General features: G+C 65.6%; 16 protein-coding genes. 11 read left to right on the top strand and 5 right to left on the bottom strand.

The window, feature by feature from the left end; genetic code table 11:
- Positions 1-228 precede the first annotated feature (228 nt).
- From ACRQ5Q_RS35430 to ACRQ5Q_RS35450, 5 genes are all read right to left on the bottom strand, one after another.
- Positions 229-1,176: an ABC transporter substrate-binding protein gene (locus tag ACRQ5Q_RS35430; protein WP_439394547.1), complete on the bottom strand. Its 948-nt coding sequence runs from the start codon at positions 1,174-1,176 to the stop codon at positions 229-231.
- Positions 1,177-1,276: 100 nt separating this feature from the next.
- A complete protein-coding gene (locus ACRQ5Q_RS35435) occupies positions 1,277-2,317 on the bottom strand; it encodes an ABC transporter permease subunit (RefSeq protein ID WP_439394549.1) in 1,041 nt (346 codons plus the stop codon).
- On the bottom strand, positions 2,310-3,833 hold the full coding sequence (locus ACRQ5Q_RS35440; RefSeq protein ID WP_439394551.1) for a sugar ABC transporter ATP-binding protein: 1,524 nt from the start codon (positions 3,831-3,833) through the stop codon (positions 2,310-2,312). The genes ACRQ5Q_RS35435 and ACRQ5Q_RS35440 overlap by 8 nt, the downstream gene beginning before the upstream one ends.
- A 128-nt stretch (positions 3,834-3,961) precedes the next feature.
- Complete coding sequence (gene xylB, locus ACRQ5Q_RS35445; RefSeq protein ID WP_439394553.1) at positions 3,962-5,407, bottom strand: xylulokinase; 1,446 nt, start codon at positions 5,405-5,407, stop codon at positions 3,962-3,964.
- 13 nt (positions 5,408-5,420) lie between these two features.
- Positions 5,421-6,344, bottom strand: a complete 924-nt coding sequence (locus ACRQ5Q_RS35450; protein WP_439370249.1) for a LysR family transcriptional regulator — start codon at positions 6,342-6,344, stop codon at positions 5,421-5,423.
- Between the two features lie 106 nt (positions 6,345-6,450).
- Between ACRQ5Q_RS35450 and ACRQ5Q_RS35455 the strand changes: the two genes are divergently transcribed.
- The 11 genes from ACRQ5Q_RS35455 (at position 6,451) to ACRQ5Q_RS35505 (ending at position 17,329) form a co-directional block, all read left to right on the top strand.
- Positions 6,451-6,774 (top strand): Dabb family protein, encoded by a 324-nt coding sequence (locus ACRQ5Q_RS35455; protein ID WP_439370250.1) that lies wholly within the window; start codon positions 6,451-6,453, stop codon positions 6,772-6,774.
- The gene (locus ACRQ5Q_RS35460; protein ID WP_439370251.1) at positions 6,771-7,850 is read left to right on the top strand and encodes a maleylacetate reductase; all 1,080 of its coding nucleotides are present in this window, start codon (positions 6,771-6,773) and stop codon (positions 7,848-7,850) included. The genes ACRQ5Q_RS35455 and ACRQ5Q_RS35460 overlap by 4 nt, the downstream gene beginning before the upstream one ends.
- A 4-nt stretch (positions 7,851-7,854) precedes the next feature.
- Entirely contained in the window at positions 7,855-9,219 is a 1,365-nt protein-coding gene (locus ACRQ5Q_RS35465) for an amidohydrolase family protein (protein ID WP_439394555.1), read from the top strand.
- A gap of 20 nt (positions 9,220-9,239) precedes the next feature.
- Positions 9,240-10,142: an NAD(P)-dependent oxidoreductase gene (locus ACRQ5Q_RS35470; RefSeq protein ID WP_439394557.1), complete on the top strand. Its 903-nt coding sequence runs from the start codon at positions 9,240-9,242 to the stop codon at positions 10,140-10,142.
- Positions 10,143-10,157: 15 nt separating this feature from the next.
- On the top strand, positions 10,158-11,042 hold the full coding sequence (locus ACRQ5Q_RS35475; protein ID WP_439370254.1) for an intradiol ring-cleavage dioxygenase: 885 nt from the start codon (positions 10,158-10,160) through the stop codon (positions 11,040-11,042).
- 60 nt (positions 11,043-11,102) lie between these two features.
- Complete coding sequence (locus tag ACRQ5Q_RS35480) at positions 11,103-12,497, top strand: FAD-linked oxidase C-terminal domain-containing protein (RefSeq protein ID WP_439394559.1); 1,395 nt, start codon at positions 11,103-11,105, stop codon at positions 12,495-12,497.
- A 10-nt stretch (positions 12,498-12,507) separates the two neighbouring features.
- Positions 12,508-14,031: a sugar ABC transporter ATP-binding protein gene (locus tag ACRQ5Q_RS35485; RefSeq protein ID WP_439370256.1), complete on the top strand. Its 1,524-nt coding sequence runs from the start codon at positions 12,508-12,510 to the stop codon at positions 14,029-14,031.
- Entirely contained in the window at positions 14,024-14,974 is a 951-nt protein-coding gene (locus ACRQ5Q_RS35490) for an ABC transporter permease (protein ID WP_439370257.1), read from the top strand. The genes ACRQ5Q_RS35485 and ACRQ5Q_RS35490 overlap by 8 nt, the downstream gene beginning before the upstream one ends.
- The gene (locus ACRQ5Q_RS35495) at positions 14,971-15,948 is read left to right on the top strand and encodes an ABC transporter permease (protein ID WP_439370258.1); all 978 of its coding nucleotides are present in this window, start codon (positions 14,971-14,973) and stop codon (positions 15,946-15,948) included. Before ACRQ5Q_RS35490 ends, ACRQ5Q_RS35495 begins: the two co-directional genes overlap by 4 nt.
- A 41-nt stretch (positions 15,949-15,989) precedes the next feature.
- On the top strand, positions 15,990-16,964 hold the full coding sequence (locus ACRQ5Q_RS35500) for a sugar ABC transporter substrate-binding protein (RefSeq protein ID WP_439394561.1): 975 nt from the start codon (positions 15,990-15,992) through the stop codon (positions 16,962-16,964).
- A gap of 77 nt (positions 16,965-17,041) precedes the next feature.
- On the top strand, positions 17,042-17,329 hold the full coding sequence (locus ACRQ5Q_RS35505) for a YciI family protein (RefSeq protein ID WP_439370260.1): 288 nt from the start codon (positions 17,042-17,044) through the stop codon (positions 17,327-17,329).
- Positions 17,330-17,388: the final 59 nt, after the last annotated feature.

Below are 17,388 nucleotides of genomic sequence, written 5' to 3' on the forward strand. Positions count from 1 at the left end.
CGAGCCGCGGCCCGCATTTCCCGCTCGGCGGTATCGACGGCATCGCGAAACGCATCCAGCCATTTGCGTCCGCCGGCGTGAACATGACGACGCGCGCACACCGGAGGCGCGGCGGGCCACGCTAACACAACAGGCGGCCTGGCAAGCTCGACCGGCCGATCAGAGGACGCGTATCGACGGCGGGCGCCGTCGATCGAACGCCGCCCGTCATCTCGTGCGGACCGCGTCTTACTGCGAGCGATCCGACGTCCAGCCCTTGTACTCGGCGACGTTATCCCTGGTCACGAGCTTGGACGGCAGGAGTTCGACGGTGGAGGCCGGCTTCTGGCCATTGAGAATGCCGACACCAATCTGCACGGCCCGCCGCGCCATGAAGAATGGGTCCTGCGAAGCCGAGGCCTGGATCTGCGGCGATTGCGGATCTTTCAGCGCGGCCTCGATATCGGGCGCGCCGTCCACCGCGGTGATGACGATGCCCGTGCGGTTCTGCTGACGCGCAGCAAGGTCGGTGCCGATCGCCTGCGGATCGTTGATGGCGAAGATGGCGTCGATCTTGGGGAAGCGGGTCAGATAACCCTGCGCGACGGTCAGGCCGCCCTCGCGCGAGCCCTTGCCGTCCTGGTCACTGGACAGCACCTTGATGCCGGGATTCTTCGAGAAGACGTTCTTGCAGCCGACGACGCGGTCGATCACGGCGGAGACCTGCGGTCCGTTCTCGATGATGACGTCGCCTTTGCCGCCCAGCTTGTCGACGATGTACTGGCAGGAGATCTCGCCGGCCTGCACGTTGTTCGTGGTCACGGTGGCATCGGCGCCTTCGGCCGCGGTGTCGACGGCGACGACGACGATACCAGCCGCCTGCGCCTTCTTGATCGCGGGCCCGATCGCCTTGGGATCGCCGGGGTTCAAGAGGATCAGGTCGACGCCGGCGGCGATGAAATTGTCGATCTGGGTGACCTGCTTGCCAAGGTCGTATTCGAAGCCGACCGCCGTGATCTTCACATTGGGATTGGTCTTCTTCGCCTCGAACTCGGCGCCCTTCGACAGCGCGACGAAGAACGGGTTGCCCATCGATCCCAGCGAGACGCCGATCGACTTGAGCTCCTTGGCGAAGGACGGCGCGGTGGTGAGGGCGAGCGCCATCGCGGCGCCGGCGAACGTGATCGTCTTCAACATGGACTTCCTCCCTGGTCGGTCTTCGTCCCCGGCGCGGCAGACCAGTTGCCGCAACGGAATCTCGCATCAAGGCATCGTCCCTCGGGTGCGCACCGAACCTTCAGGTTCTGGCAGAGCCCTGCAACCGGTACCGGTCCAGCGCCACGGCGCCGATGATCACCAGGCCCTTGATCACATATTGCCAGATGTCGGAGACACCGATGAGGATGAGCCCGTTCGACAGCACGGCAATGATCAGCGCGCCGACCAGCGTGCCCCAGATCGAGCCGATGCCGCCGACGAAGGAGGTGCCGCCGAGGATCACGGCGGTGATCGCATCGAGCTCATAGGACTGACCGAGCTGCAGGCCATTGGCCGCATAGAGCCGCGCCGCCTGCATGGCGCCGCCGAGCCCGGCGAAAAGGCCGGAGACACCGTAGACGAAGATCAGCACCGCCCAGACCTTGATGCCGGCGAGCCGCGCCGCGCTCTCGTTGCCGCCCACCGCGTAGATGTGCACGCCGAGCACGGTCCGGCGCAGCACCAGCCACGAGACGAGGATGACGAGCAGGGCGATCACCGAGAGCCACGGGATCGACGCGACGCCGGGAACGAGCGTCAGCGAGCCGTTGCCGATGAAGGCATAGGGAATGGAGGGATTGAACACGGTGGTGTCGGCGCCGAGCAGTCGCGCCAGGCCGCGCACGGCGGTGAGCGAGCCGAGCGTGACGATGAAGGGCGGCAGTCGGAGCAGGGCAATCAGCGCGCCATTGACGATACCGAAGCCGAGGCCCGTGAGCAGCGCAGCCGGCAGCCACAGCAACCCGAGTTCCGGCATCTTGGAGAGTGTCAACCCGACCATCGCGGAGGCCGCCAGGATCGAGCCGACCGACAGGTCAATGCCGCCGGTGAGGATGACGAAGGTCATGCCTGCGGCTAGCACCGTGTTCACCGCGGCCTGCTGCAGCACGATGCCGAGATTTTGTCCGGTGAAGAAGCGGCCCTCGGACAGCACGTGGAAGCCGATGCAGAGGATCAGCAGCACCGGCAGCATGCCGAGTGCGCTGATCAGCATCCGCATCCGCTGGCGCCTTGTCTCTGCGGCAGCGCCGTTGGTCGTCGTCGGGGCGGGCTTGGCCTCCGAAGCAGCATTGTCAGGCATCGAGATGCTCCATCCCCGTGGCAAGCGCCATGATGTCTTCCTGGTTCAACGGCGCCGTCGCGGTTCGCCTGACCTCGCCGGCGATGTGCCCGCTACGCATGACCACGACGCGGTCGCAGATGCCGATGATCTCGGGCAGATCGGACGAGATGACGAGAATCGCGGTGCCGGCCTTGGCGAGATTGTCGATGATCGAATAGATTTCGGACTTGGCACCGACGTCGACGCCGCGCGTGGGCTCGTCGAGGATCAGCACCTTCGGGGCAATGGCAAGCAGCCGCGACAGCAGCACCTTCTGCTGGTTGCCGCCGGACAGGCCTCCGGCGGGAACGCCGACATTGGCGGCGCGGATGCTGAGGCCTGCGAAGGCCCGGTCGGCGCGCTCACGCGCCTTGTCGCGATCCAGCACCCAGCCGAGCTTCGCATCGCGTCCGAGTACGGCGAGATTGATGTTGTCGAGGCACGACATGTCGAGAAACAGGCCAAGCGCCTTCCTGTCCTCGGTCAGATAGGCGATCCCGGCATCGAGCGCCTCGCCCGGCGTGCGGATCTCGACCGGGCCTCCCTCCAGCTCGAGCCGGCCGGAGGTTTTCGACGCCGCGCCGATGATGAGATGCGCAAGCTCGGTGCGGCCGGCGCCGATCAGGCCGGCAAGCCCGACCACCTCGCCCGCATGCACGGTGAGCGAGCAACCCTTGACGCGCTGGCCGTCGGCCATGTCGATCGCGGCGAGCACGGGATGTCCCCGTCCCGCCTCCGGATCGTGATCCTTCTTGTAGAACGAGGAGACGTCACGCCCGACCATCAGGCGGACGATGGTGTCGGCGCGGATCTCAGGCTTGTCGAGCGAGCCGACCAGCCGGCCGTCGCGCAGCACGGTGACACGGTCGCCAAGCGCGTAGACCTCGTCCATGCGGTGCGAGATGTAGATGATCGCAAGCCCCTCGGCGCGTAGCTGGCGGATCAGCGCGAACAGCCGCTCGCTTTCGGCAGCCGACAACGAGGTGGTCGGCTCATCCATGATCAGGATTTTTGATCGGGCGTGCAGCGCCCGGGCGATCTCGACCAGCTGCCGCTGGCCCATGGACAGGTGCGCCACCAGCGTCGACGGCAGGAAGTCCGCTCCCAGCCGCTTCAGGATCGGCCCGACGCCGTCACGCATCTCGCCGCGGGCCAGCAAGCCTGCGCGCGACATCTCCCGTCCCAAATAGATGTTCTCGGCAACACTGAGATTGGGCGCCAGCGACAGTTCCTGATAGATGATGGAGATGCCGGCGGCGCGACCGCCGAGCGGACCTTCGATCCGAACCGGGTTTCCTTCGATGCGGATCTCGCCGCCGGGATCGGGCCGGTAGGCGCCGGACAGGATCTTCATCAGCGTCGACTTGCCGGCGCCGTTCTCCCCCATCAGGGCATGAATTTCGCCGGCATAGACGGTGAGATCGACGGCACGCAGCGCCTTGATCCCGAAGAAGGTCTTTGACACCCCGCGCATCTCGAGGATCGGATCGTTCATCGTGCCTCCCGGCGCACAATGCGTTTCCTTCCCGCGTCTCGATTATTGTCCGCGCGGTTCACGCATTAAACAAAAGGCCGCAAGCCAGGGCAATACCGAACAGACGGGAATGCAGCTTTAAGGCGAAACTAATGGCGCGGCCGATACAGTTCACGCCAGGCCGGAAGCCGCTCGGCATAGGCATCGACCAGCCGAGCGTCGGGTTCAAACGTCTCCACGCGCCGAGGCCGCGTGCACACGGCCGCGATCGCCTCACCCGTGACAGCAAGCCGCCCCAATCTTGCCGCACCGAACGCCGCGCCGGTCTCGCCTCCGGCGAAACGATGGCTCGGAATATTCAATACATTGGCCAGCACCGCAAGCCAGAATGAAGACCTTGAACCGCCGCCAATGACATCGGCTTCCGCAATCGGAATGCCGGCATCCGCGAGCGCGTCGCGGCAATCGGCGAGCGCGAACGCAACGCCCTCGAGCACCGCCTGCACGATCGCACCGCGATCGGTGCCGTGGCTCAAACCATCGAGAATGCCGCGTATGGCGGGATCATCGTGGGGCGTCCGCTCGCCCGCGAGATACGGCAGGAAGCTCACCGGCGACGGCGCCAGCGGGCGAGCTCCAAGCGGCGCCAGCAACTCGGCCTCGGTGACGCCGAACAGTCGCGCGGCCCAGGCGAGGCAGGAGGCGGCCGAGAGGATCGCGCCGGCCTGAATCCACATGCCGGGAACGGCGTGACAAAACGTGTGCACGACGCGACCGGGATTGGCGGCTATTCTGTTGGTCGGCGCCAGCAAGGCACCCGAGGTGCCCAGCGACACGAATGCGGTTCCCGGCTCGATCGCGCCGATGCCGACGGCGCCGGCCGGATTGTCGCCGGCCCCGCCCGCGATGATCGGCGGTCTGGCCATGCCCCAACGCCGCGCGAGTTCGCTGCGCAGCGTCGTTGCCGGCGCGCATCCTTCGACCAGACGCGGCATGTGATCGCGCGACAGACCGGTCGCCGCCAGGGCCGCGTCCGACCAGTCCCGGCGCGCGGCGTCGAGCCACAGCGATCCCGATGCGTCCGAGACATCTTCGATGGCCTCGCCTGACAGCACCAGGCGCAAATAGGCTTTTGGCAGCAGGACGAGTTTCGTCGCCGCAAAGATGTCAGGCTCGTGCGTCGCGATCCAGAGCAGTTTTGGCGCGGTGAATCCAGCCATCGCCTTGTTGCCAGTCGTCGCGCGCAGGGCGGGCCAGCGCTGCTCCAGGATACGGCACTCGGCGGCAGAGCGGCCGTCGTTCCAGAGGATGCAGGGCCGCAAGGGTCTCGAGCTCGCATCGAGCAGAGTGGCGCCATGCATCTGGCCGGACAGTCCGATGCCTACGACCGCCGCCAGCTCTTTTCCATGCGACGCCTTGAGGGCGTCCAGCGTGGCAAAGGTCGCATCGATCCACTGCGCGGGGTCCTGCTCGGAATAGCCCGATTGCGGCGAGGCGGTCGCGAGCGGCCGACTCTCGCTTGCAATCACACGCTGGGCATCGTCGACGAGAACGGTCTTGACCGCCGAGGTGCCGAGATCGACTCCGACATACATGAATGCGCCCCGCTCACTTGGCCGCGTCGATCCATATCCCCGGCTCCGAATGCTCGCGGATGTGGGTGACGAGGAAATCGGAAAAGACCCTGATCTTGGCGGGCAGCCGAACGCGGTTCTGGTAGGCGATGTTCATGGTGAGCAGCGGCAGCTCCCAGCCCCTCAGGACGGGCACCAGCCGGCCGGCCGCGATGTCGCTCTGCACAATGTAGAGCGGCTGGATCAGGATGCCGAGCCCCGCGCGCGCCGCGCCGCAGATGATCTGGCCGTCATTGCTGTCGAGCGTGGGCGCGATCCGGACGGTCTGCGTCGTGTTGCCCTTGCTTAGCCGCAGCGAATAGGGATCGTTGGCAAGGTTGTAGATCAGCATGTTGTGGCGGGCGAGATCGGCAGGGTGCTCCGGCAGGCCGTGCTTCTCCAGATATGAGGGGGCAGCCGCGAGAACACGGTGCATCTGGCCGATGCGGCGCACGACGATGTTGGAATCCGGCTCGTGCTCGCGCGTGCGGATCGCGACGTCGATGCCGGCTTCGATGAAGTCCAGATAGCGGTTCGCACTGATGATCTGCACGCCGAGATCAGGATAGAGCGCGCGGAAGGCGGGCAGCATCGGCGCGAGATAGATCATCGCGAAGGAGAGCGAGCTCGTCACGCGCAGCATGCCCTTCGGCGACAAGGCGCGATCGGAGACGGCGTCTTCTGCCTCGGCGAGCTCGTTCAGCAGCGTGCTGCAGCGCTGCAAAAGCTCCTGCCCTGCCTCGGTCAGCCATTGTCGGCGCGTGTTGCGCTCGATCAGCCGCACCGCAAGGCGCTCCTCCAGCGCACTGAGATGGCGGCTGGCGGCCGCGTTCGACATCCGCAGCATTTCGGCGGCCTTGGACAGGCTGCCGAGCTCGGCTGTTTTGGAGAAGACTTCGAGTTGGAGCAGCCGGTCCATTTTTTCGAAAACAGGAAAAGAGACTTACAAATTTTGACCTTTATTTCCGATTTCTGCAAGGCAAAATGGCTTCAACAAAGCACAATGCAGGCGAGGAAATCAGGAAATGTCGGGCCCGATCAGGCACATCGTGATGTGGCGGCTGCGCGGGGAGACCCCAGAGGAGCGGTCCGCCGCCCGGATCAAGGTCAAGTCCCTGTTCGAGGGCCTCAAGGGCCGGATCGACGGCCTCACCCATATCGAGGTCGGCATGGACGTCAGCGCTGTCGACTACGCCTGCGACGTGGTTCTGTTCTCCGAGTTCACCGACCAGGCGGCGCTCAGCGCCTATGCCAATCACCCTGAACATTTGCGCGTGCGCGAGGCGCTTGGCGACTTGCGGATCGGACGCTTCCAGGTCGATTATCCCATCAAAGAGACCGGCGCATGATCGGTTCGTTCACCTTTGAAAACCTGCCGTGCCGCGTCGTGTTCGGCAGCGGAACGCTGGCCAGCGCCAAGGCCGAGGTCGAGCGGCTCGGCGGCAAGCGCGCGCTGGTGCTGACGACGCCGCAGCAGGAGGCTCAAGGCAAGAGCCTGGGGGCGGCGCTCGGCCCGCTCTACGCCGGCATCTTTCCCGGCGCCACCATGCATACCCCGGTCGAGGTCACGGAGCGCGCGCTCGCCGCGATGAAGGCGTGCGAGGCCGACTGTGTCGTCTCGCTCGGCGGCGGCTCGACCACCGGTCTCGGCAAGGCGCTCGCGCTGCGCACCGGCATCAACCAGCTCTGCATTCCCACCACCTATGCCGGCTCGGAGATGACGCCGATCGTCGGCCAGACCGAGAACGGCCTGAAGACCACGGTGCGCGACGCGGCGATCCTGCCGGAGACCGTGATCTACGATGTCGACCTCACCCTGACGCTGCCGGCAAGCCTGGCTGCGACATCGGGCATCAATGCGATCGCGCATGCCGTGGAGGCGCTTTACGCGCGCGATTTCAATCCCGTGACGTCGCTGATGGCGGAAGAAGGCATCCGCGCGCTGGCGCGTGCCCTGCCCGCCATCGCCGCCAAAAGCGACGACCGCGAGGCCCGCACCGAGGCGCTCTATGGCGCCTGGCTGTGCGGCGTCTGCCTCGGCACCGTCGGCATGGCGCTGCATCACAAGCTCTGCCATACGCTCGGCGGCACTTTTGATCTGCCGCACGCCGAGACGCACACGATCGTGCTGCCGCATGCGCTGGCCTACAACGCGCCGGCTGTCCCCGATGCGATGTCGCGTATCTCCCGCGCAACCGGTGCGGCCGATGCTTCGCAAGGACTTTATGATCTCGCCAGGCGGCTGGGTGCAAAGCTGGCGCTGCGCGATGTCGGCATGCCCGAAAGCGGCATCGACAAGGCGGCCGATCTTGCCGTCACCGACGCCTACTGGAATCCGCGCCCGCTGGAGCGCGACGCCATCCGCGACCTGATCGCACGCGCCTGGGCCGGCCAGCCGCCGGGCGCGGTCAAAACAGCGGCTTGAAACGATGCGGCGCACGCTGATCAAATCGGCCACCGTCATCAGCATGGATGACGCGATCGGCGACCTCGGCACCGGCGACGTGCTGGTCGAGGGCAGCCGCATCGCCGGCTTGGGGCCATCGATCGACGTTGCGGCCCACACCGAGATCGTCGACGGCAGGGGCCGCATCGTCATCCCCGGCCTGATCAATGCGCATATGCACACCTGGCAGACCGGCTTGCGCGGCTTTGCCGCGAACTGGACGCTGCTGGAATATTTCCGCCGCATGCATGCCGGGCTCGCGACGGCGTTCCGGCCCGACGACATCCATATCGCGACGCTGGTCGGCGCATTGAACCAGATCAACCACGGCGTCACCACGCTGGTCGACTGGTGTCACAACAATCCGACGCCTGCACACACTGACGCCGCCGTCCGCGGCCTGATCGAGAGCGGCATCCGCGCTGCGTTCTTCCATGGCTCGCCCAAACCGGAGCCGAAGCCGGGTGAGCCGCATTTCTCGGAAGTGCCGCATCCGCGCCGCGAGGTCGAGCGGCTTTTGGCTGGCCCCCTCGCCGACCGCGAGGGCCTCGTCACGCTCGGGCTCGCCATTCTCGGCCCGCATTATTCGAGCCTCGACGTCGCCATGCACGATTTCCGCCTGGCGCGGGAACTCAACCTGATTGCATCGATGCATCAGGGCGGCGGTCCGGCCAAGACGCCGGGCGGCTGGGAGAAGCTGATCGAGGCCGGCCTCGTCGGCCCCGGCATCAACATCGTGCATGGCAATGACCTGCCTGACGATCTGCTCGATCGTCTCATCGATCTCGGCGTGTCCTTCTCAGTGACGCCCGAGAACGAGATGATCCAGGGCCACGGCTTTCCGATCACCGGGCGCCTCTTGGAGCGTGGGGTGCGGCCGACCATCGGCATTGACCTCGAATCCGTGCTGGCCGGCGACCTTTTCTCCGCCGCCCGCGTTGCGCTGTCGATGCAGCGAGCGCTCGACAATGCGGAGGCGCGCAAAGTGAGCGGCACCATTCCGGCGACGACCACGATCCCCGTGCGCGAGGCGCTGCGCTGGATCACGACCGAAGGCGCCCGCATGCTCGGCCGCGAGCATCAAATTGGTTCGCTGACGCCGGGCAAGCTCGCCGACCTCGTCATCATCAACGCCTCCGATCTCGATCTCTGTCCGGTGCACGATCCCGTCGCGACCGTGGTGATGCAGACGAGTCTCGCCAATATCGAGTCCGTCATGATCGGCGGCGCCTGGAAGAAACGGAACGGCCGGCTGCTCGTCGAGGGGCTGGAGGCGAAGAAGGAACTGCTGGCGCAATCCGGCCAGCGACTCGTTCAGGACATCGAACGACAGGGACGCGCCGCCTGAAGGCCAACGGACAAAAACAAATGACAGATGCTTCGAAGACTGTTGCTTTCATCGGGATCGGCAAGATGGGTCTGCCGATGTCCTTGCTCATTGCCAAGGCCGGCTACGCCGTCACCGCGTTCGACCAGAGCCCCACGCGCATCACCGAGGCACGCACGCAAGGCATTGCGATCGCAACCTCGCCCACTGATGCCGTGAGCGGCAAGGCCGCCGTCATCACCTCTCTGCCCGACGACGCCGCGCTGCGCGGCGCATTGCTCGGCCCCACAGGCCTTATTGCGGCGATGGCTGCTGGATCTGTCTTGATCGAAACCAGCACCGTGAGCGTCGAGGCCTCGACCGAAGTTGCGGCCGCCGCGCAGGCGCGCGGCGTTGCCTATCTTCGCTCGCCGGTCTCCGGCAATGCCAGCATCGTTCATACCGGCGCGCTGACCTGCTTCGTCTCGGGGCCGAAGGACGCCTTCGAAAGCGCAAGGCCGCTAATCGCCGCCTTCACCCGCGCCCAGACCTATCTCGGCCCCGCCGAGGAAGCGCGCTACGCAAAGCTCTCGGTCAACCTGATGATCGCGGTGTCGGCAGCGATGATGGCGGAGAGCCTGGCGCTCGCGCGCAAGGGCGGCATTGCCTGGGAGGACATCCTGAAGGTGCTCGACGACAGCGCGGTTGCCTCGCCGATGGTGAAGTACAAGACCGCGCCGCTGCGCACCCGCGATTTCGAGTCGACCTTTTCCTGCAAGCAGATGGCCAAGGACCTCGACCTGATCCTGGGTGCCGGCCACGCGGTCGGCGTGCCGCTGCAGCTCGCCGCACAGGTGCGCGAGACCTATGGCGCGCTGGTCGCGCAGGGCGACGGCGACACCGACTTCATCGCCACCGTCAAGCATCTGGAACGGTTGTCGGGCCTCGGCGAGCCGAAGCCGTGATCAACGGAGACACTCATGCGTAACTTCAACGAGAACACGATCACGGACGCGGTGCTGGAGCGGATCGCGGGCGCGACCGATCCACGCATCAAGCAGGTCAGCGAGGCGCTGGTTCGGCACTTGCACGCCTTCGTCCGCGAAGTGCGCCCGACCCAGAAGGAATGGGAATATGGCATCGACTTCCTGACCCGCACCGGGCACATGTGCGACGACAAGCGCCAGGAGTTCATCCTGCTGTCCGACACGCTCGGCGTCTCCATGCTGGTCGACGCGATCAACCATCCGGTGCCGGAGGGCGCGACCGAGACGACCGTGCTCGGCCCGTTCTTCGTCCAGGCCGCGCCGGAGAAGGATAGCGGCGCCGATATCTCCGGTCCGATGGAAGGCGATCCGATGCTGGTCACCGGCTCGGTCTCGAGCGTCGACGGCAAGCCGCTCGTGGGCGCGACCGTCGATGTCTGGCATTCCGACGACCACGGCTATTACGACGTGCAGCAGCTCGACGACATTGGCGATCTAGCGATGCGCGCGCGCTTCCACACCGACGCCAACGGCCGCTTCCATTTCTGGTCGATCAAGCCGGCCGCCTACCCGATCCCGCATGACGGGCCGGTCGGCGAGATGCTGGAGGCGCAGGGCCGCCACCCGTGGCGGCCGGCGCATGTGCATTTCCTGATCTCGGCGCCCGGCTTCGAGCAGCTCGTCACGCACGTGTTCGTTGCCGGCGATCAGTATCTCGATAGTGACGTGGTGTTCGGGGTCAAGGACAGCCTGGTCCGCGAATTCGTCCGTCAGCCGGCCGGCCGTGCGCCGGATGGTCGCATGGTGGACAGTGACTATTTTCATCTCAACTATGATTTCGGCTTGAAGCAGGTTGCGAGCGCCGCGAGAGCCGCCTAAGCCGAACGACAACGCAGCGGACCGGCAAGAGTTCGCGATCGGGGCAGACAGGGAGCAAGGATGGGACCGCGGGTCAGCACGAGCATATTGGCCGATCGCCTCACCGGCATGATCGGCCCGCGCGCAAGCGTTGCGCGCGGCGTGCTCGATCAGCATGGGCAGAGCGAGTCGCATTATCGGACCTTGCCGCCCGACATCGTCGTCTTCCCTGAAACCACGCAGGAGGTCGCCGAGATCGTGAAGCTGTGTGCAAGCGCGGGCATGCCGATCGTCCCGTTCGGCGCCGGAACCTCGCTCGAAGGTAATGCGGCCGCGATCGAAGGCGGCGTCTGCTTCGACTTCGCGCGCATGAACAAGGTGCTCAGCGTGCACGACAGCGACATGGACGTCGTCGTGCAGCCCGGCATCACCCGCAAGCAACTCAATGCCGAGCTGCGCAATACCGGCCTGTTCTTCCCGATCGATCCCGGCGCCGACGCCTCGATTGGCGGCATGACGTCGACCAGGGCCTCCGGCACCATGGCCGTGCGCTACGGCACCATGAAGGACAATGTCATGGCGCTGGAGGTGGTGCTGGCGGACGGCCGCGTGATCCGAACCGCGAAGCGCGCACGGAAGTCGGCCGCCGGTTATGACCTGACACGCCTGTTCGTCGGTGCGGAAGGCACGCTCGGTGTCATCACCGAGATCACGCTGAAGGTGCATCCCGTGCCGCAGGCGATCTCGGCCGCGGTTTGCAGCTTCGACACGCTGCACGATGCCGTCGACACCGCGATCTCCGTGATCCAGTCCGCGATCCCGGTGGCTCGCGTCGAGCTGCTCGACGACGTCATGATGCGCGGCATCAACGCCTACGCCAGGCTTGGCTACCGCGAGGCACCCACTCTGTTCTTTGAGTTCCATGGCTCGGAAACCTCCGTCGCAGAGCAGGCCGAGGCCGCGCAGGCGATTGCCGCCGATCATGGCGGCCATGGCTTTGCCTGGGCGAAGGCACAGGAAGACCGCAGCCGGCTCTGGCACGCCCGCGACAACACGCTCTATGCCGGCCTCGGCCTGCGGCCCGGCGCGCGCGCCGTCATCACCGACGTCTGCGTGCCGATCTCGCGGCTCGCGGAATGCCTGATCGAGACGCGGCGCGATGCGGACGAGCACGGCTTCACCGCGCCGATCGTGGGTCATGTCGGTGACGGCAACTTTCATATGCTGATCCTGATCGACCCGGCAAAGCCCGAGGAGGCGGACGGCGCCAAGATGCTTCAGGCCCGCATGGTCGCCCGTGCCATCGCCATGGACGGCACCTGCACCGGCGAGCACGGCATCGGGCTCGGCAAGATCGATTATCTCACCGATGAGCTCGGCGAGGCCGTGGACGTGATGCGATCGATCAAGACGGCGCTCGATCCGAACGGCCTCATGAATCCGGGAAAGATCTTTTCTGGCGGAGCCAAGACATGAGTGAGATGGCATGAGCGACGCGCTCCCGATCGAGGTCACCTCGCCCACCCCGCTGCTGGAGCTGCGCGGCATCAGCAAGGAGTTTCCCGGCGTCAAGGCGCTGGATGACGTGTCCTTTGCCGTCTACCCCGGCGAAGTCCACATGCTGCTGGGTGAGAACGGCGCCGGCAAGTCGAGCCTGATGAAAGTGCTGTGCGGCGCCTATCGCTCCGATGCCGGGGAGTTCTATCACAACGGCGAGAAGGTCGCGATCTCATCCACCGCCGATGCGCAGAAGCTCGGCATTGCCGTGATCTTCCAGGAATTCTCGTTGGTCCCCTACCTCGACATCGCCCAGAACATCTTCCTCGGCCGCGAGCCGAAGGGCCGCATCCCCGGCACCATCGACCGCCGCAAAATATTGGCCGATGCGAAGCGCGTGCTCGACACGATCGGCTTCGACATCGATCCCTCCACCACCGTCGAAAAGTTAGGGGTAGCGCAGCAGCAGATGGTCGAGATCGCGAAGGCCATCAGCCAGAACGCCCGCATCCTCGTCATGGACGAGCCGACCGCCGCGCTGTCCGACCGCGAGACCGAGCTGCTGTTCGCACTGATCGCGCGGCTGAAGGCCGATGGGGTCTCCATCGTCTACATCTCGCACCGGATGGCCGAGGTGTTCGCGCTCGGCGACCGCATCACCGTGCTGCGCGATGGCCGCCGCATCGACGGCGTCCGGCCCGCCGACGTCACGCCGGACCAGCTCGTGCGCATGATGGTCGGCCGCAATGTCGACATGACCTATCCGCGCAACTTTGCCGACAAGCCAGGCGAGCTGCTGCTGGAGGTCAAGGGCCTCTCCGCTCCCACCGGCATCTCGGACATCAACATCGAGGTGCGCCGTGGCGAGATCGTCGGCCTGTGCGGCCTGGTCGGCTCGGGCCGCAGCGAGGTCGCGCGCGCCATCTTCGGCGCCGATCCCGTGACCTCGGGCGAGATCATCTTCGACGGCAAGAGCATTTCCGGCGAGCCGGATCTCGCCGCCCGCCGCGGTATCGCGCTGATCCCGGAGAGCCGCAAGAGCGAAGGCCTCGCGCTGCTCCGGTCGGTTGGCGATAATCTGGTCGTATCCGCACTCAAGAAGCTTTTTCCGAGCGGCCTGTTCGATCAGCGCACTGCACAACGCACCTCCGATGGCTTGATCCGTCAGCTCCGCATCGCAACGCCGAGCGCGCGACAGACCGTCGGCCTGCTCTCGGGCGGCAACCAGCAGAAGGTTGTGATCGGAAAATGGCTGGCAGCCGGCTCAAAACTCTTCATTTTCGACGAGCCGACACGGGGCATCGACATCGGTGCCAAGTCCGAGATTTTTGCGCTGATCGACCGGTTGGTCGCGGAAGGCGCGGCGGCACTGATGATCTCGTCCGAGCAGGTCGAGATCTGCCATGTCTGCGACCGCGCCTATGTGATGCGCGAGGGCCGCATCGCCGGGCACCTGACACGCAACGAATTGACCGAGGAGAACATCGTGCGACTGGGGATGCATCATGCGTGAAGCCGCGGTCGTTTCACAACCCAATCCACTGCAGCGCATTCCCGGCGTTGCCATCGTGCTGGTGCTGCTGATTGCGCTGTTCAGCGCCATCGCGCCCGGTTTCCTGTCGGTCGCCAACCTCTCCAACGTGCTGGTGCAGTCGACCATCCTGACCATGCTCGCGCTGCCGATGACCCTGATCATCATGACCGAAGGTCTCGATTTGTCGATGGGCGCGGTGCTGACGCTGACCTCGCTCTGCGTTGCCATCGTCTCGCTCGCGACCAAGTCGATGCTGCTCGGCCTTGGCGCCGGCCTCCTCGTCGGCGCCGCGTTCGGCGTCGCCAACGGCTGGCTCGTTGCGATTCTCGGCATCCCGCCCTTCGTCGCGACGCTCGGCACGCTCGGCATGGCGCAGGGCCTGTCGCTGATCGTCAGCGACGGCCAGAGCGTGGTCGGCATTCCCCACAGCGTGCGCGACATCTATTCGGCGACGCTGCTCGGCGTGCCCGTGCCGATCGTGATGGCGCTCGTGACTTATGCGGCGTTCCACGGCCTGCTCTATCACACCCGCTTCGGCACCTACATTTTCGCACTCGGGGGTAACCGCGAGGCGCTGCGCTACGCCGGTCTCTCGCCGAACCGGCTGCTGATCGCGGTCTATGCGCTCGGCGGCGCCATGGCCGGCATCGCCGGCCTGCTGATGACTGCGCGAATGAATTCCGGCCATCCGACCGCCGGCCTTGGCCTGGAATTCGATGCCATCGCCGCCGTTGCGGTCGGCGGCACCTCGTTCGAGCGCGGCAATGGCTGGCTGCTCGGCACGCTTCTCGGCGTTCTCTCCGTCGGCGTGCTGCGCAACGGGCTGAACCTGATCTCGCTGCCGTCCTCGGTGCAGGTCGCAAGCGTCGGCGTCCTCGTCATCGTTGCCCTGTTCCTCGACGGTCTCAGGAGCCGCGCATGACCGACATCAGCAAAGAGGCGATGATGCCGCCCCGCTCGTTCCTGTCGCAGGATGCGATCCAGCTGTTCTATCGCCTGCTCGCGGCGCTCTTGATCTGTGCGGTGCTCGCCGTGCTCAGCGATTCCTTCCTCAGCCTCGGCAACATCCTCAATGTGCTGAGGCAGGCGAGCCTGACCTTCTTCATCGCCTCCGGCCTGACGCTGGTGGTGCTGACTGCCGGCCTCGATCTCTCCGTCGGCGCCAACGTCGCGCTGTCGGCCTGCATCGCCGGCACCGTGATCCACAAGACCGGCTCGCCGGCACTCGGCATCCTCACCGGGCTCGCCTGCGGCGGCATCGTCGGACTTCTCAACGGCATCATGGTCACCGCGCTGCGCATCCCCTCCTTCATCGCCACCTATGGCATGCTCTGGGTGCTGAACGGCCTCACCTACTGGTACATGGCGGGCGAGACCCTGCACGGTTTCCCCACAGGCTTCCGCCAGATCGGAAGCGGCTATCTGTTCGGCCTGCCGATCCCGGTCTATCTGCTGCTGGTGTTCCTCGGGATCGGGACGCTGTTCGCGCAACGGACGATCTGGGGCCAGGAGATCTATGCGATCGGCGCCAATCCGGTTGCGGCCCGTCTCTCCGGCATTCCGGTCGCGCGCCGCCTGCTGCTGGTCTACGCGGTCTCCGGCACCATGGCGGGGCTCGCCTCGATCATCTTCCTGTCGCGGCTCAATTCGGCCGAGGCCGACATCGGCGAAAGCCTGACGCTGCCCGCGATCGCGGCCGTGCTGATCGGCGGCACCTCGCTGTTCGGCGGCGTCGGTACCGTGTTCGGCACCTTCATCGGCGCGCTGATCCTGACGCTGGTGCTCAACGGCATGAACCTCTTGTCGGTCAGCGCCAATTGGCAACCGCTGGTGACAGGCATCATCGTCATTCTCGCGGTCTGGCTCGACATGAAGACCCGCCGCCGCGCACAATGAGTTCTTGAAATCCAACAAGCAAAATCAGGGATGGAGGCAATATGAAATCGAGACTGGACTATCTGGCGCTACCGCTGCTGATGGCGGCTGCATTCACCACCGAGGTGCGCGCTGACGGCGAAACCATCGCGGTCTTCACGAAGAACCAGACCAACCCGTTCTTCCAGACGGTGCGGGTCGGCGCCGACAACATGGCGAAGTCGCTGAATGCGAAGACGCTGCAATACATTCCGACGAAGCCGGACTCGATTCCCGAGCAGCTCAGCCAGATCGAGGACGTCGTGGTGAAGAAGCCGAGCGCGATCGTGTTCACGCCGGTCGACTACAAGGCGATGGTGCCCGGCGTCGAGAAGATCAACGAGGCCAAGATCCCGGTCGTCAACATCACCGACCGCTCCGCCGGCGGGAAATTCCTCTCCTTCGTCGGCGCCGACGATTACAGCCTCGGGCTCGAGACCGCGCGCTTCCTGCTGAAGACGCTCGGCGGCAAGGGCAACATCGTCATCATCGAGGGCGTCAAGGGCTCGCTGACCAATGTCGATCGCGTACGCGGGTTCAATGACGCGCTGAAGGAAGCTCCCGGCGCCAAGCTGCTGGCTTCGCAGCCCGGCAACTATCAGCGGCTCCAGGCACTTCAGGTGATGGAGAACCTGATGCAGTCGAATTCGCAGATCGACGGCGTGTTAGCGGCAAATGACGCCATGGCGATCGGCGCGATCGAGGCGCTCGACGGCGCCAACCGCAAGGCACAGGTGATCGGCATCAACGGCACCAAGGAGGCGATCGACGCGATCAAGTCCGGCAAGCTGCTCGCCAGCGGCGACTACAACGGATTTGCTCAAGGCTGCCTCGGCACCATGATGGCCGTGCGCGCCTTGCGCAATCAACCCGTCATCGGTGAGCTCGTGCTGAAGCCGACCGTCATCACCAAGGACAATTTTGGGCCGTTCGACGTCCCGCTGGAGCAGCGGACCTGCCCGACCTTCGAGGAAGCCGGCAAGCTCGGCGCCAAGTAGATCAACAGGTCACGACAAATCCGGACGGCCGCCCCTCGCGGCCGTTCCAAGAGCCAAAGCAAGAAGATGGAGACACCATGCTGTTCGCCATTCACGCCCTCGACCGCACCGGCGCGTTGCAAACCCGGCTCGCCAATTACGAGGCCCACAAGGCCTTCCTGAGCGATACCTCGCGTTTCGGCATCAAGATCGTGATGTCGGGGCCACTCGTCTCCGACGACGGCGCGACCATGATCGGCAGCCTGTTCCTGGTCGAGGCCCCCACGCGTGCGGAAGTCCAGGCCTTTAACCGCGCCGATCCCTTCGCAGCCGCCGGCATCTGGGAGACGGTCACGATCAGCGGGTTCCTCCGGCGACAAGGATAGACTGCCAGCTGTGCCATGGATGAACGGACGCGGGCCCGGGCTGGCGGTCCGCATCCCCT

The sequence above is a fragment of the Bradyrhizobium sp. PMVTL-01 genome (genome assembly GCF_051861855.1).
Lineage (GTDB): Bacteria > Pseudomonadota > Alphaproteobacteria > Rhizobiales > Xanthobacteraceae > Bradyrhizobium.